A 15543-nucleotide genomic window follows, 5' to 3' on the forward strand; every position below is an offset into this window, starting at 1 on the left:
GAAAGACCGGAGGGCTCGCGCCCTACCGCTAACAATTGACGAAGGTAGCGGAACGGCGCGAGCCGTCCGGTAGCAGCTGCAAAAAAGCCCGAAAGACCGGAGGGCTCGCGCCCTACCGCTAACAATTGACGAAGGTAGCGGAACGGCGCGAGCCGTCCGGTAGCAGCCGCAAAACTGCCCGATTGACCGGAGGGCTCGCGCCCTGCCGCTAACAATTGACGAAGGTAGCGGAACGGCGCGAGCCGTCCGATGTCGCACGATCATCAGCCGTCGCTCTCGGGGCGGCGTGATTCCGTCTCTTCCGTCTGTAGCGGCGTGGCCGAACGCAACGGTCGCCGCCAACGTGCCTGTTGCGACTGTCCTCCACGTTGCGAGCGTGGTTCTCGTTGAACGTATCAATCACTGTGCACCGCCGCCCTCACGGTGCTGTCTCCACATTCGCGACACTTTCGTGCATGAGTTCCACTGGGGCGTCGATATGACAGTTGTTCGATTAACCCTCGAATCGATTTGCAACTGACGACCCTCCCTCCCTACGTCGGTTGAGATCGCGGCGCATCGGAGCATCGACGTCTGCCGTCCTGACCCCAAAAACTATCTGATCACGTTTGATCCCTATGATCGGCGCGACGATGGTTGGGCAGACGTCGCTGCTCGCCCGCGATTCCTTCCAACGCATCATCCGGTCGCTCGCCGCCTCCCAATCGGCAGCTTCTGGCTGAAAAACCATTGAGGGCTCTCTCGGTTGCTGCGCGCCCTCTCCCAACGACGCGTGGTTCATGGGTCAATCGATGCCTTCCCACTTCGATATAGCGCCACTCCCTTTTTAGGAGGCACCATGGCCAAGAAAGACACCTACCGCGTGGTTACACGCGGCCGTGATGGTTCGTTGATGATTTCCGATTACCCCTCCATCGCTCCGCTGATGCAGTCGCATCAGCAGATCGGCATTGATGACTGCAGCACCGACCTGGCACTCCGCGGGATGCCCGTGTTTCGCGGCCTGATCGGCCCAATGCCCGAAGGCAAAAACATCGTGCGTTACGAAACGCCCGAGGTTTTTGAAGTGTTGACCAAAGAGTGGATGAACGCGAAACCTCGCAAGCGTCGACGTCGCACCGCGGCTCAGATCGCCGAAGAAGCCGCGCTCGCGTTGGAACTGGAATCGCAGATGGCGTCGTCCTAGCAGAATCTGCTACGCGTCACCGAGCACTCGTTGCAGCACGTCGGCTCGACGGGGATAGGTCGAGTCCGTCCAGCCGGCCAACGGCAACGTGACCGAACCATCGCCGCGAATCGTCGTGTCCGCATGATGGACACCCGGTACGGCGGCGGGCAGGTAGGCGTGCGCGAGCGACTGGCCGGGATCGACGCCGCCGATTTGCAGACGCACCGGAGCGGCGACGTCACCGACCGGACTGCCGACGCGAATCGTCGCAACGGGCGGTGGCGACAAATCCGACGGCGCGACTTGATTGTTCCGCCAACGGATCACGGTGCGCAAATTCTGGTCAGCGGTCAGCCGCAACAGGGTGACGCGTGAGACGATCGGATCGTCGCCGTCGTGCCCGCCGGTGATCGGCAACGCCGCCTCATTCCAGCGGGCGATCCAGCGCAACAACATCTCGCCGGCGATCACTTCCTCGCCCGATTCAAACGCTGCCTCACCGACCACCACCACGGTGGAACGACTGTTTCGAAAATGCTCGTGCAATCGATCGGGTTCCGCCCCGCTCGGGTCGATCGCCGCCGGGTTTCCTGCCGCGTCGTTTGCCAAGCCGCCCAGCAGTTCGTGCAATCGTGAAAGCAGACCGATCGTCGCGGTGGGCGTGTATTCCAGCGCCGCGCCGGACTGATTCAACCGTTCTTTCAATCGCGGCGTGTGCTGATCCAGATTGCCGATCACCCAAAAATACTCGGCACGACGGACTGCGTCGCCCAGCGTGGTGCCGAGCAAACCGTCGCGGGCAATCGTTTGATCGAGCGCCCGTGCGGAGGCGGCATCGGCGATTCGCAGTTGGATCCGGCCCTCGGCGACCAGCGTCTCCAACAGTTTGGCTTCCGCGATCGTTGCCCCGTTGAATTCCACGACCGGAGTCGGGTGCAGCGACAGCGATTCACCCAACGCGTTCCAATCGATCGAATCGATCGACTCCGATCCGATTCTGGCCGAAAGCGTTTGAACCGCCGCGGCCAATTCGAGTTGAGCCAGTTCACAGGGCACATCCGTCTCGCCACTGGCAACATCGACGCGCACGTCATCGCAGCACAGCGGGCAAAACGGACAGACGATCGGATCGCTGGGCATGGTTATGCCTTAGGAGTGCTGGGCATGGTTATGCCTTGGGGGTTTTGCGCAACTGCAACCACTCGCTGTGGAACGTGCCGTCCTTGTCGACTCGCTTGTAGGTGTGGGCACCGAAGTAGTCACGTTGGGCTTGCAACAGGTTGGCCGGTAATCGTTCCATGCGATAGCCATCGTAGTAGCACAGCGCGGTGCTGAATGCGGGAACGGGAATCCCCATGACCGACGCAACCGCGACGACCTTGCGCCATTTTGCTTGCGCGTTTTCGACGGCGTCCTCGAAGTATTTGGCCAACAGCAGGTTTTCCAAGTTCGGATCGGCGTCAAAGGCTTCTTTGATGCGGTCGAGGAACTGGGCGCGAATGATACAGCCCCCACGCCACAGCAAGGCGGCGGCACCGTAGTCGAGATTCCAGTTGTGTTCGTCCGAGGCGGCTTGCAGTTGCACGAAGCCCTGGGCATAGGAGACGATCTTGGACGCGTAAAGTGCTTGCCGAACCGCTTCGACGAATTCGGCTCGATCGCCGACGAGCGCCTCGGCGATGGCACGCATTTCGGGATTCGACGATTCGGCCGGGCCGTTGAGTGTTTTGCTGGCTCGGACGCGGGCCTCTTTTTGGGCCGACAACCCGCGGGCGAAGACGGCGGTGGTGACCAGCGTGCTGGGGACCCCCAGATCGAGCGCCAATTGGCTCATCCATTTCCCGGTGCCCTTGGCCCCGGCGACGTCCATGATCTTGTCGACCAGGTAACCGTCGCCGCCTTGGTCGTCCTTGACGCTGAAGATATCGCGGCTGATTTCGATCAGGTAACTCTGCAGTTCACCGTCGTTCCACTGGTCGAACACGTCATACAATTCATCGTTGGTCAACCCGCCGAGTTCACTCAACAATTGATAGGCTTCGCAAATCAGCTGCATGTCGCCGTATTCGATGCCGTTGTGCACCATTTTGACGTAGTTGCCGGCGCCACCGCTGCCCAGCCATTCGCAGCAGGGGATGTCGTTATTGGGGCCGACTTTGGCAGCGATCGACTGAAACATCTCTTTGATGTGCGGCCAAGCTTCGGCGGACCCGCCGGGCATCAAACTGGGACCTTTCAGAGCCCCCTCTTCGCCTCCGCTGACGCCGCAACCGACGTACAGCAACCCGGCTTCTTCGACCTGTTTGGTGCGGCGTTCGGTGTTCAGGTAGTACTCGTTTCCGCCGTCGATGATGATGTCACCGGGCTCGCAGTGCGGCAGCAATTGCTCGATGATCGCGTCGACGGCCGGCCCGGCCTTGACCAGCATCATCAACTTGCGGGGGCGTTTGACCGCTTTGACGAATTCTTCGATCGAGTGGGTACCGACGAAATTCTTGCCGGCGGCGCGGCCGGCGATCAACTCGTCGACCTTGCTGGTCGTGCGGTTGTACACGGCGACTTTGTACCCACGACTTTCAACGTTCAGGGCCAAGTTCTCGCCCATGACTGCCAAACCAATCAAACCGAAATCGCAATCGCCGCTCATCTTTAAAAACTCGTTGGGAAGGTGGTTTCCAGACCGTCAGGCCAGATTCTACGGCAGAGCAAAAAAACCGAAAGGGCGGGGCAATCGGGTCGGCGGAGAGCTAAGATAGAACCGGTGCGGCATGGTGTTTGCACCGTCAGCACCTGGCGATCAATCGCCCCGGGCCCTTGAAATCCCCATCCGGGGGCAGATTCGGACCACTGATTTGCCTCAATTTCGGTTCAATCGCGGTAGTTTCTTGCCGATCCGCCCGCGACTGATTACTGTCACAGCAAGTGACTTTTCCCCCTGCGCCCCACACTTCGGCCGCGTTTTGAAATTGGTTTCACCGATGACACGTCTTTTCCGCTCCTTTTTGCTTGCCGCACTCGCCGCAGCCTTCCTTTCGTCCGGATCCAGTGTTTACGGACAAGACACTGGCGGCGGCGGTGGCGGTGGAACGGTCAACAACTTTGCCCAGCCGATCGCCGGCGTCGACGTCGATGCTCAAGGCGTCTTGAAAGTCCGTCAATTTGATCCCCGCGTCGCCCAGCAACGTTTGATGGCTGCCCGTCAAATGCGCGACAACGACCTGATGCGGGGCAGTAAACTGCGAAAAGTCTCGCTGCAACGCCTGGAAGCAGCCATCCAAGACCAACTGGCCGCCGGACAGGCCGTCAGCGATGATCTGTCAGCCCTGGCCGGCCTGACGTCGATCCAGTACGTCTTCTACTACCCCGAAACTCGCGACATCGTGGTGGCCGGACCGGCCGAAGGCTTTGTCGCCGACCCCACCGACCGTTTTGTCGGCATCGAGTCCGGTAAACCGACGGTCCTGCTGGAAGACCTCGTCACCGCCCTTCGCGCCTTCGCCCCCGGCCAGCCGGCGACCGGTGTGATTAGCGTTTCGATCGATCCGACCGAAGAAGGCTTGCAGCGAATGCAACAGTTCCTGGCTTCGGTTCGCGGCCGCGTGCAACCCAGCGATGCGGCTCGGTTGGCCAACGGATTGAAAAACAATCTGGGACTGCAAAACGTCTCCATTCGCGGCATCCCGACCGACACCCACTTCGCCCGCGTCTTGGTCGAAGCGGACTATCGCATGAAACTGATCGGGATCGGGCTGGAACGCCTGCCGATGCGATTCCAAAGCTACGTCGACCGAGCCAACCCGTCGGCGGTCGCCGCCAACGCGATGGAACGATGGTATTTCCAACCCCGGTATGACGGCATCGCGGTCAGCGAAGACGGTTTGGCGATGAAAATCAACGAACGCGGCGTTCAACTGGTCGGCGAAAACGAGCGTGTCGCCGGCGGAAAGCGAACCATCACTCGTCGCGTCAACAAAGCCAGCCAGGCGTTTTGCCAGGAATTCACCAGCAAGTTCCCGATGATTGCCGACCGGGTTCGAATCTATGCCGAGCTGCGTCAACTGATGGACGTCTCGATCGCTGCGGCCTACATCCAAGAACAAGACTTCTACGGTCAAGCCGGATGGGCGATGCCGGTCCTGGGCAACGAGTCGGCCCTGACGGTGCAAACCTACACCGCGCCGGAGCAAGTCGAGACCGCCGTCAATGCGGTTTGGCGAGGCAACACGCTGATGACGCCGCTCGGAGGCGGTGTGCAAATGAGCCCTCGAAAAGCACTCGCCAAAGAGACGCTGGTCGTCGACCGCGAAGGAAAGACCGACGAAGTCAAACAGTCCGCCGGACCGTCTGAATTGAAGCCCGGTCAATGGTGGTGGGACTGATTCCCAACCGCTGATTCGTCAACACAGCGTAACCACGCTACACTGGCCGTCGGGAATCACTTTCCGTGCGGCCAGTGTTTTTTTATGAAGTACGAGTCACCCCCGAAACCGTCCGATGAGCGGAACCCGCTCGTCGTCGACGCTTCCGAAGACGACTTCGTCAAATCGGGGTTGGTGGTCGTCTACGACGCCCTGCAAGAATGCCCGTATCTGGACGGGAAAGTGGCTCGCATGCCGCTGGAATATCCCAAACGCCGGATCTTGCCCGACGACCTGGATCGTTTGCTTCGACTCGGTTACCGGCGTGCCGGTACGATGCTGTATCGGACCCAGTGTCCCGATTGCAGACAATGCATTCCCACCCGCGTCAACGTGCATCAGTTCCAGCTCTCCCGATCGATGAAACGGATCCTCAATCGATCCGACCGAGAACTGGAGATCAGCTGGGGACGCGTGCTCGTCGACCCCGAGCGACTGCGACTCTTTAATACCCATCGCGGTGCAAGAAAGCTCAGCCGTCGCGGGCCGGCCGATTTGGTCGACTACCACGAATTCCTGGTCGCAACCTGCGTCGAAACCGCCGAACTGACCTTCCGCCTGGACGGGAAACTGATCGGAATCGCGATCGTGGACTTGGGCCGCGAGTCCGTCAACGCCGTCTACACGCACTTCGACCCCGAATTTGGACGCTACTGCATCGGCACGCTGGCGGTACTCAAGCAGATTCAGTGGGCCCTGCAAACGGGGCGAACCTACGTGTATCTGGGTCTGTTTGTCGCCGAAAACCCCCACTTGAACTACAAAGAACGGTTCCGCCCCCAGGAACGCCTGCTCGGCGGCGTGTGGCGCGCCCCCTGACGCAGATTGATACACCTTGGGTGCAGCATTTTGCTACGCTGAGGTGTCGGGAACGCGCCACGGATGACCGAATCACAAAATAATTTGATTGGCATGATTTTTTCACTACCAGCCGTTCGGTAGTAGACGCCGCCCCCAAGCACTCCTATCACCATACGAACCAACGTCAGGAATATGTGATGAATCGAAACCGCCGGATTGCGATCTTGGTTTCCGCTGCCGTCTTCACCTTCTTCATCACCGGGCTGGTGGCGTCGCACTCCTGCACCGCTGCTTCTCCCGATGATCCCACCGAGGCCATCAGTGCCGGAGAATTCGCGGTCGCCAAATCGATGCCGCCGGCTTCGTTGCCGACCACACGCGACGGTTGGTTGGCCCAGATCGCCACGGCCCAATCGCTCTCGGGTGATTCGCTGGCCGCCGCCGCGACGGTGCGCCAGATCGAGACGCCGGCGAATCGCCAGAGCGTGATCGACCAGACACTCGGAGCCGCACGCGGCGGGCCTGTCCAGGGCGGCGGGGCGTTCGCCGATTTTGATTCATTGATGCAGCTGATCGAAACCACCGTGGTTCCCGATACCTGGGAAGCTCTCGGCGGCAACAGCACGATGGCGCCGTATCCCCAGGGCGTCTATGTCGATCCGTCGGGAACAGTCGAGATCGCACTGCTGCCCAGCGACGATCAATCGCGGGCCCGAGGGGCGATCGCGAATCTCGACGTCTTGCTGTCCGGCGACACGGACGCCTCGGCACGTGATTGGCGCAGCCCGTCGAAACTTCGTTGCGTTTCGCTACGTCGCCTGCGTGACGAAATCACAACGCGACGGATGACCGGTGTTCCGCTCGGCGATAGCCTGTTGAATCTGGCCGGCCTGTCGCACATTGAGTACCTGATCCTGACCGACGACGACATCATCTTGGCCGCGTCGACGAGCGGGATTGATATGGACCGAGGTTGGTATGTGGATCGTGAATCAGGGCGATCGACGCTGCGAAGCGACTTTCTGGCCCGCTGCTTGGCGTCCACGTTCGCCAACACCCCGTTCGGATGCACGATCGATCCGACACCGGCCGGCATGCAAGCGGCGATGGAAGTTGCCGCAGAGATTCGATCCGGGCAGATTCCGATCGGTCAATCGGCCGACAAACTGCGTGAAGCACTCGGCATGCAGCGCGTCGAGGTGTTTGGTGCGGCGGGCGACACGTCGGTCGCCATGCTGATGGTCGAAGCGGACCGCCACATGAAACAACTCGCCCTCGGCGAGCAACCGATGCCTGAAGGCGTCGACAGCTACTTGGACGTCGTCGACGATTTTATCGCGCAAGGCCCTCCGGACGGATTGCTACTGCGGCTTTGGTTCACGGCCAATCCGCAATCGGTTCGCAGCGACAACGAGCAACGTGTCTTTGAAATCGCCGGCACCCCGATTCGGCTCAGCGGTGAAAACCAACGTGCGTTGGCCGACGGTAGCCGCGGAGATCGAACGGTTGATCCGCGTAGTGCGCAATTCGTCGCCGGGTTCAATCAACATTGGTCTCGCATCCGTGACCAATACCCCATCTACGGCGCGCTCGAGTCGCTGTATCGGGTCGCCGCGGTCTCCCATCTGATCGACCGATTCGGTTCGCAAGACGTGCATCGCCCGTTGGCGATGGGGCTGGCGGCCGAAGACGATGCCAGGGACTGGATTTTACCCGCACCCAAACAAGTTAAATCGATCGCCACGTTACACAGCGTTCGCAAGGGCAGCCAACGTCACCACGTGCTGCTTGCCAGCGGTGGCGTCTCCGTGGCGCCACAGTCGACTGTCAAACCGACGATCGGCACCTACCCCACACTGTCCGGCCAGACGTCTGTCACCAATCATCAACCGATCACGGTGAATCATTGGTGGTGGGACGCGCCCTGACGTGACTGTCGCAAGGCGGTTTGTGACAATCCTTTTACTCAATGCCTACGGGGGCAATGATGTTGCCAAGTCGGACGGTTAGTCGAAATGTCAGTGCGCTAGTTTGGATGGTTGGTTGCCTGTTGATTGGCGCGTCAGGGGTTTCGGCGGTGTCGCCCGAAACGGTCGCGATCGGTCGGCAGCTATTCGAAAAGAATTGGTCACCGCAAAACCCGGCGTTGATGGGTAAAGATGGGCTCGGCCCGCTGTTCAACGGCCAGTCCTGTGCCGTCTGCCACCGACAGGGCGGGATCGGAGGCGCCGGCGAAGCCGAATTCAACGCCAAATCGATCAGCATCGAATCGATGCAAGTCTCCGGCGGCCCGATCAACCAGGATGTCATTCGTCAGGCGATCCGCGGTTTCCACCCCGGGTTCATCGATCCCCAAGCCGGCATTGTCAACTCGCTGTCACTGGCACACCACGGCGGCACCTCCGCGTTTGCTCAGTCCCGGCAGGCCTTCATGGAAAAGATCCCCGCCCTGTTCAGCGACAACGGTGGTTCAACCAATGCCGCCGAAGTTCGACTGGCCAACGCCACGCCGATCCTGTACACGGCGACCCAAGGCACCTACCAAACGACGATTCACGCACGCATGTTCCAGCGGAATACGACTCCGCTGTTCGGCGCCGGACTGATCGATCAAGTCACTGTAAAACAACTGCGGGCCGTCGAACGCGAGCAGAGCAAGCATCCGGAAATCAGCGGACGATTGGCAACGCTGGCCAGCGGCGGCATTGGCAAATTCGGATGGCGAGGCAACGTGAGGTCGCTGTTGGATTTTTGTGACCAAGCGTGCGCGGCCGAAGTCGGACTGGAAACCCGCCGAATCAACCAACCGGCCGACCCGATGGCGCCGGCGTATCAAAACCCGACCTTCGACATCTCCGACTCACAAATCAGGGCGATGGCGGCGTTCGTTGCCGCATTGCCGGCTCCGACGCGAGCGATCCCGCAAGATTCCGATCGCCGCATGCTGGCCGCCCGCGGCGAACAAGTGTTTTCGTCGATCGGATGCGCCGTCTGCCACCGCCCGTCACTCGGCCCGGCCCAAGGCATCTATAGCGACCTGCTCCTGCACGACATGGGCCCGAAGTCCTATGACCTGAACCCCGCCGACCCCTACATCGTTCGCGCGACGCCGGTGACACGCATGGACTTTGCGATTGATACCGAAGCGATCACCACGCGCACCATGGTGGACGACACCGTCATGGGGACCGCCTACTACGGCGGGAAATATTCGATGGAACCCGGTTCAACCGGAATGACCTCGCGACAATCAAACAGCATCAATACCCGTACCGCCAGGTCTGCCATCCCGACACGCTCCAGTGTGTTCGTGTCGCGCAATGAATATCGGTTTGCAGCCACACCAGTCCCCCCCATGACCCTTCGATTCGTCAACGAGCGAAGTAAATCCAAGACGTGGCAAACCAGCAAAACAGACACTCGCTTGGTCGAGAACGAAGTCAACCGCAACAATCGGGAACGAACCGCCTCGGGACGAGACACCTACACCACCGAGAATGTAACGACGTCCACCCAGAACATTCGTCAAACACGCACCGATTACACGCGGTTGCACTTGGAAACGACGTACTTCACGCAAGAGTGGAGGACGCCGCCGCTGTGGGGCGTCCATGATTCAGCCCCTTACATGCACGACGGCCGAGCGGAAACGCTGCTCGAAGCGATCACGATGCACGAGGGCGAATCCAAGGGAACACGTGACCGGTTCTTGAATCTCTCGCTGGAAGACCGCCAAGCCGTCATCGAATTCCTGAACACCCTGGTCGCCCCGCCGAATGCTCCTCAGCCTCGAAGTTGAGGCGAGTGGTGCGGACGACGATGGCGGAATGATACGGGGCAGAATCATGACAGGCACTCAGGGGAAGCAGCCTGCCACACCATTCTGCCCCCATCGTCTTGCCCCCATCGTCTTGCCACCCTCTTCCTCGAGTCACGCCCTCAGCCGATCAACGCCAAGAATTGATCAACCTGTTCCTCCGTCGTGGCGAACGACGTGACCAGACGATACAGCCCCTGACCCTCCGCCAATTTGGATTCAAACTCTTCCGGGACCGGCCAGGGATAAAACCTCGCACCTTGTTCTTTCAACCGTCCGGCCAACTCTTTCGGCATCGTGACGAACAATTCGTTTGACTGGCACGGCCAGCCGATCGAAACATTGTTCGCAGCCGCGATCCCCGCCGCCAATCGGTCGGCCATCGCATTGGCGTGCGTGGCCAACCGGATCCACAGGTCATCGTCCAGGTAGGCGTGGAACTGGGCGGCGATGAATCTTGTTTTGCTGAACAGCTGCGCCGCTCGCTTGCGGATGAACGGCAATTGTTTTGCCCGCGCGGGATCGAAAAAGACCAGTGCCTCGGCGCACCAACACCCATTCTTTGTCGCCCCGAACGAAAGCACATCGACACCGCTTTTCCACGTCATCTCGGCCGGCGTCGACCCCAATCGCACCATGGCATTGGCGAATCGTGCTCCGTCCATGTGCAACGGCAACCCGAACGCGTGGGTGTGTTCGGCGATGACTGCGATCTCGTCATTGGTATAAACGGTCCCGACTTCGGTCGCCTGGGTCACACTGACCGCCATCGGTTGACCGTGGTGGACGAATTCGGGATCGAAGCGTTGCAGACCGCGGCGCAGTGCATTCGGATCGATCTTCCCGAACGAACCATCGATCGGTGCCAGTCGGGCGCCGGACGTAAAGAATTCCGGAGCGCCGCATTCGTCTTCGATCAAATGAGCCTCGCGATGGCAGAGCACAAATCCACCGGGGCGATTGACCGCCGACAGCGCCAACGAATTGGCTGCGGTTCCGGTGCCGACGAAAAACACCGCGACTTCACGCTCGAACAACTCATTGAAGCGTTGTTCCAATTGCTGATCGAGGTCACTGGCGCCATAGGCGGGCGAGAAACCGCCCGAATGTCGCTGCAGGGAGGCGGCGATTTCGTCGGCCGCGCCGGCCCAATTGTCACTGGCAAAAAACATGGAATCGAATCGTCATGAAAGAGGGTTGAGTCGCGTCTACCGTTTCCGCCGACAGCAGTGTTTGAACTTTTTCCCGCTCCCACAAGGGCACTTGGCATTCCGCCTCACCCGCTTGGGCCGACGCGTGACACCGGATAGAAAGCTGCGCGTGTTCTGGCGATACATTTGCTGCAGCATGTCGTAGATCTGCGGTGCCTTGGACTGCAGCACGTCGGGGGCTTCGAAAAAGTATTCCGACAACACCGCAAAGTATTCCGCTTCGTTGGTGTAGGCGTATTGATCAATGTGGTGACGCCCATGCGGTTTGTTTTTGAGTTCTTCCCCGATCCACTGAATCCATGGCCCCGCGGTCGCGATGCTTGCCCCCGGCGGCATCCCATCGACGCTGCCATCGGCCTTGTCGACCAGATGCGCAAACTCGTGAATCCCGACGTTGCGTTTGTCTTCGGGGTTTTCAAATCCCGATAGCAGATCGGGCTTGGACAGAATCATCACGCCGCTCAAGTGCCCGACACCGATCATGCCCAAGGTCCGACGATCGACGTTGTCGTTTTCTCCCGACGTGCTGTAATCGTCGCCGAACGCATTGGGGTAGATCAACACCTCTCCCAACCCCGAGTACTCCCAATCGTCAAACCCGAAGACGGGGATGATGGCGCTGGCGGCCACAAGCGCCCGCGTGGTGGTGTCGACGTCGGTGCGAATGCCGGTGATCGGAGTTTCGTCCAAAAAAACTTTGACGAGATTGCGGAATCGTTCGCGGCCGGCATCATCGAGGGCACGAAAGTATGCGACATGCTGCTGCAGTGCGGATTCCAGCTCGCTCGGAAACGGTTCGGCCATCACCCTCACCCGGCGGAGTGTTCGCCGCCGCCACCACCAGTACGCCAGCGGCGCCAGCGTCAGACTGATCAGCCAAAGCGGCGACACGATCGCCAACAGCATCCCTGTGGCGGCCACCACCACCGCGATCACGATCGCGGTGCGCTGATTGGCGCGGACGGACGAAGGAGTTTCGAGCATCAGCCGATGGGTTGAGGGCGGAGGTGGAAGAGTCTACGGTCGCATTGCTGCCGACCGACGCACCTGCCATCGTACCCTGATGAGACACGCCACATCAGCCAGTCACCCCAACGGACAATGTCGCGTGATGTTGATTGGATCGCGACGCCCCCTAATCAACGCGAACGGGATCGCCCCCAAAGCGATAGCGTCTGGCACCACTCTGAGATGGAGCACCGGCCAAAAAAAAAGCCCCGATGGCTTTTTCAAACCATCGGGGCTTTCGAGATATTCGCTTCGAAATCGGAATCGGCTCGGAGCGTTGCACAGCTGACTCGGGTCACTCACCAGGGAGAAGATGTGAGTCGTCTCCCGAAGTCAGCCGGTTGGAACAGGGTGCTTGGCGGGAACTCCTCGAGGAAGATTATCCCGATCCTCGGCATCTCTTTCTAAATCTCAGTTGCATCCGCAAGGAGCAGCGACTTCGCATCCGCAAGCCGGCTCGATGATTTCGCAACCGCAAGTCGGCTCAGCGGCGCAACCCATGTCGCATCCGCCGCAGCTCTTCTTGCTGAACAGTTTCTTCAGCAAGCCGAAGTGACTCTTTTTCGGTCCGCAGCAGCTGTCGCAAGCCGGGACTTCGCATCCGCAAGCCGGAGCTGCAACTTCGCAGCCACAGGCCGGTGCGGGTGCACAGCAAGGAGCAGCAACTTCGCAACCGCAAGCCGGCTCGAGGTCGCAGCAACCCGCATCGCATCCGCATCCGCGATGCTTTCCGAACAGCTTGGCGAGCAGTCCGCCATGCTTTTTGCAGCCGCTGTCGCAGCCGCAAGGATCGACAACTTCACAGCCGCACATCGGCTCGGCTGCACATCCACAAGGAACGGCCACTTCACATCCGCAGGCAGGTTCGCAAGCGACTTCACAGCCACAAGCGGGTTCAGCTGCACAGCCGGTGTCACAACCGCTTTTACAAAGTCGGTCCAACAGGCCAAACGCGCTTGCGTTTGACGAGGTGCTTGCGACCAGAGCGACGGCCAACAAAGCAGGTACGATTACACGACGCATCGTGATTCTCCATGAATTAGTTTTGGAAGGGTCTTGCCAGCGCTTCGCGCTGCTGAATCGGTGGTGGTGGTGACCCGTGCCGGTGAGCACTTGCCAGATCGTGTCTTGCTAGTTCGATCATCACTCGCCGACACTACCGTTTGGTTTTGCAGCGTTTGCTTCACGAGTTCGACGGATCGTTGACCGTGTTCTCTCGTGCAGAAGTGGCTATCGTCTTGCTCGCAATGCTTCCCCTTGTTTTCCTTGAAGAATTAAAGATCAAGCCCGCGACGGTGATTGCATCGCAACGGCTCGCGCGGCAGTTCCGGATATGACAGTTCCGACGGGCCGGTTTAGGGGACCGCACCGGGCGGTTTCAACGACATCAGCCACAGCAACAGTGCGGCCAACGTCAAGATGGTGATCAACGCCCCCAACGACAGGCGTTTTCGAACGGGTTGCAGATCAGCCAAGTCACGTGGCTGGCCACACCACGGACACTGCGGTGCGCGGCCGTGGATGCGTGCGTTACAATTCGGGCATTCCTCGATCGCATTGTTCATTTTCGCGTCACTGTATTGTCCGCCGTGCTCGACCCCCAGCGCCCCTACGCTTTCCTGAACGAACGCGAGCCGACCCGGGATGGCTGCGGAAACAGGTGCATCGTCGATGTCGCCACCGTCTTCTTGACCGCCAGCCGATGCCCGATCGGTTGCTCGATGTGCGACTTGCACCGCAACACGTTGTCGCAGCCATCGCAACCGGGGGCGATTCCGACGCAGATTCGCTACGCCCAACAACGTCTCGAACCCGCCTCTTGGATCAAGTTGTACAACAGTGGCAATTTCTTTGATCCGTCCAGTATACCGCCGCCAGACTACGCCTCGATCGGTCAACTCTGCAGCGGCTATGATCGCGTGATCATCGAGAACCATCCGCGTTTCGGTAGCCGCCGCCATGATCGGTTCGGTGAACACGTCGCCGGCAAGCTGGAGGTCGCCGTGGGGTTGGAAACGGTGCAGCCGAGAATGCTGAAACGCCTGGGCAAGCAGATGTCTCGGGACGATTTTGATCGCTATGCAAACTCGCTGATTTCCGCAGGCATCGATCTGCGTGTGTTCTTGATCGTGGGCGCGCCAGGTCTGTCGGTGAAAGAATCGATGCGATGGGCGCGACTGTCCATCCGTCATGCGATCCACACCGGAGCACGCCACATCAGTTTGATTCCCGCCCGGGTCGGTCACGGCTGGAACGGCACGGCGGATTCATTGACACCGGTCGAACTGGAACATCTGGTGGACCTGTTTGCCGATTCGCTGGCCGAGATGGGCACCGCCGCGTGCCTGAGCGTGGACCTTTGGGACATCGCGAGCGCTGAGTTGAATGAACCGCGTCGGCGTCTGTTGGACCGATTCGAATCCGCCATCCTTCACCAGAACGCGAGCCTGTTATGAGTCAGCGGTTCGACGTTGCCATCATCGGTTCCGGGTTTTCTGGATCGATCCTGGCCAGAATCTTGGCATCACGCGGCCGCCGCGTGGCCTTGCTTGATGCGGCAAAGCACCCCCGATTCGCGATCGGGGAATCTTCCACGCCGATCGCCGACCTGCTACTCCGCCGGCTCGGGCAACAATATGGTCTTGCCGACTTGGAAAACCTTTCCGCCTATGGCCGTTGGCAACAGACGCTGCCGGAAGTCGCTTGCGGGATGAAACGCGGATTTAGCTACTTCGATCATCGCCACTGGAATCTCGAGTCTCACGTCGGCCAGCGGTCGCTGATCGTCGCAGCCAGCCCAACGGACGAAAACAGCGACACGCACTGGTACCGCAGTGACGTCGATGCCTATCTGTTTCAGAAAGCCTTGGACGCGGGCGTCGAAGCAAGGGAAGGCGTCGCGGTGACGTCGCTGGATTTTTCGGATTCATCCCAAGCACGACTTGGCCTCGCGTCCGGCGATCGCATCACAGCAGGTTTCGTCGTTGATGCGTCCGGGGCGGCGGCCGTATCGGCGCGATTGCTGGGTGTGGCCCCGATGACGGATCGATTGAACACCAAGACGTGCGCCGCGTTTGCCCATTTCCGCGGCGTCGAGTCATACTCGGATGTTTTTAATTC

The 15543-nt window shown here is 60.0% G+C and carries 12 protein-coding genes; 7 read left to right on the top strand and 5 right to left on the bottom strand.

The window, feature by feature from the left end:
- The first annotated feature begins 838 nt into the window (after nt 1-838).
- Complete coding sequence (locus tag ABX749_RS04110; RefSeq protein ID WP_095739365.1) at nt 839-1186, top strand: hypothetical protein; 348 nt, start codon at nt 839-841, stop codon at nt 1184-1186.
- 9 nt (nt 1187-1195) lie between these two features.
- On the opposite strand, the gene ABX749_RS04115 is transcribed toward ABX749_RS04110, so the two are convergent.
- Together ABX749_RS04115 and gnd are read right to left on the bottom strand one after the other, a co-directional pair.
- Nucleotides 1196-2308, bottom strand: a complete 1113-nt coding sequence (locus ABX749_RS04115; protein WP_372894878.1) for a hypothetical protein — start codon at nt 2306-2308, stop codon at nt 1196-1198.
- A 28-nt stretch (nt 2309-2336) separates the two neighbouring features.
- Nucleotides 2337-3815 (bottom strand): decarboxylating NADP(+)-dependent phosphogluconate dehydrogenase, encoded by a 1479-nt coding sequence (gene gnd, locus ABX749_RS04120; protein WP_372894879.1) that lies wholly within the window; start codon nt 3813-3815, stop codon nt 2337-2339.
- Nucleotides 3816-4146: 331 nt separating this feature from the next.
- On the opposite strand from gnd, the gene ABX749_RS04125 reads away from it, so the two are divergent.
- From ABX749_RS04125 to ABX749_RS04140, 4 genes are all read left to right on the top strand, one after another.
- Complete coding sequence (locus tag ABX749_RS04125) at nt 4147-5547, top strand: DUF1598 domain-containing protein (protein ID WP_372894880.1); 1401 nt, start codon at nt 4147-4149, stop codon at nt 5545-5547.
- 84 nt (nt 5548-5631) lie between these two features.
- Complete coding sequence (locus tag ABX749_RS04130) at nt 5632-6405, top strand: arginyltransferase (protein ID WP_372894881.1); 774 nt, start codon at nt 5632-5634, stop codon at nt 6403-6405.
- Nucleotides 6406-6584: 179 nt separating this feature from the next.
- Nucleotides 6585-8315, top strand: a complete 1731-nt coding sequence (locus ABX749_RS04135) for a DUF1598 domain-containing protein (RefSeq protein ID WP_372894882.1) — start codon at nt 6585-6587, stop codon at nt 8313-8315.
- A 149-nt stretch (nt 8316-8464) separates the two neighbouring features.
- A complete protein-coding gene (locus tag ABX749_RS04140; RefSeq protein WP_372894883.1) occupies nt 8465-10186 on the top strand; it encodes a di-heme oxidoredictase family protein in 1722 nt (573 codons plus the stop codon).
- A gap of 140 nt (nt 10187-10326) precedes the next feature.
- Here ABX749_RS04140 and ABX749_RS04145 read toward each other — a convergent pair whose 3' ends face one another.
- The 3 genes from ABX749_RS04145 to ABX749_RS04155 form a co-directional block, all read right to left on the bottom strand.
- Nucleotides 10327-11376, bottom strand: coding sequence for a low specificity L-threonine aldolase (locus ABX749_RS04145; protein ID WP_372894884.1), 1050 nt, complete (start codon nt 11374-11376; stop codon nt 10327-10329).
- A gap of 36 nt (nt 11377-11412) precedes the next feature.
- Entirely contained in the window at nt 11413-12399 is a 987-nt protein-coding gene (locus ABX749_RS04150; protein WP_372894885.1) for a zinc-dependent peptidase, read from the bottom strand.
- A 1379-nt stretch (nt 12400-13778) separates the two neighbouring features.
- Complete coding sequence (locus ABX749_RS04155; RefSeq protein ID WP_372894886.1) at nt 13779-14159, bottom strand: hypothetical protein; 381 nt, start codon at nt 14157-14159, stop codon at nt 13779-13781.
- On the opposite strand from ABX749_RS04155, the gene ABX749_RS04160 reads away from it, so the two are divergent.
- Together ABX749_RS04160 and ABX749_RS04165 are read left to right on the top strand one after the other, a co-directional pair.
- Nucleotides 14145-14879, top strand: coding sequence for a radical SAM protein (locus tag ABX749_RS04160; protein WP_372894887.1), 735 nt, complete (start codon nt 14145-14147; stop codon nt 14877-14879). The two genes, ABX749_RS04155 and ABX749_RS04160, sit on opposite strands and share 15 nt — an antisense overlap.
- The coding region (locus ABX749_RS04165; RefSeq protein WP_372894888.1) for an NAD(P)/FAD-dependent oxidoreductase at nt 14876-15543 on the top strand (668 nt) is incomplete at its 3' end. The genes ABX749_RS04160 and ABX749_RS04165, both read left to right, overlap by 4 nt.

Source organism: Stieleria sp., from assembly GCF_041595215.1.
Lineage (GTDB): Bacteria > Planctomycetota > Planctomycetia > Pirellulales > Pirellulaceae > Stieleria > Stieleria magnilauensis.

Coding starts and splice junctions, on each gene's coding strand:
- ABX749_RS04150 (WP_372894885.1), bottom strand. CDS start 12,399: ATGCTCGAAACTCCTTCGTCCGTCCGCGCCAATCAGCGCACCGCGATC.
- ABX749_RS04130 (WP_372894881.1), top strand. CDS start 5,632: ATGAAGTACGAGTCACCCCCGAAACCGTCCGATGAGCGGAACCCGCTC.
- ABX749_RS04160 (WP_372894887.1), top strand. CDS start 14,145: ATGTGCGACTTGCACCGCAACACGTTGTCGCAGCCATCGCAACCGGGG.
- ABX749_RS04115 (WP_372894878.1), bottom strand. CDS start 2,308: ATGCCCAGCGATCCGATCGTCTGTCCGTTTTGCCCGCTGTGCTGCGAT.
- ABX749_RS04125 (WP_372894880.1), top strand. CDS start 4,147: ATGACACGTCTTTTCCGCTCCTTTTTGCTTGCCGCACTCGCCGCAGCC.
- gnd (WP_372894879.1), bottom strand. CDS start 3,815: ATGAGCGGCGATTGCGATTTCGGTTTGATTGGTTTGGCAGTCATGGGC.
- ABX749_RS04145 (WP_372894884.1), bottom strand. CDS start 11,376: ATGTTTTTTGCCAGTGACAATTGGGCCGGCGCGGCCGACGAAATCGCC.
- ABX749_RS04135 (WP_372894882.1), top strand. CDS start 6,585: ATGAATCGAAACCGCCGGATTGCGATCTTGGTTTCCGCTGCCGTCTTC.
- ABX749_RS04110 (WP_095739365.1), top strand. CDS start 839: ATGGCCAAGAAAGACACCTACCGCGTGGTTACACGCGGCCGTGATGGT.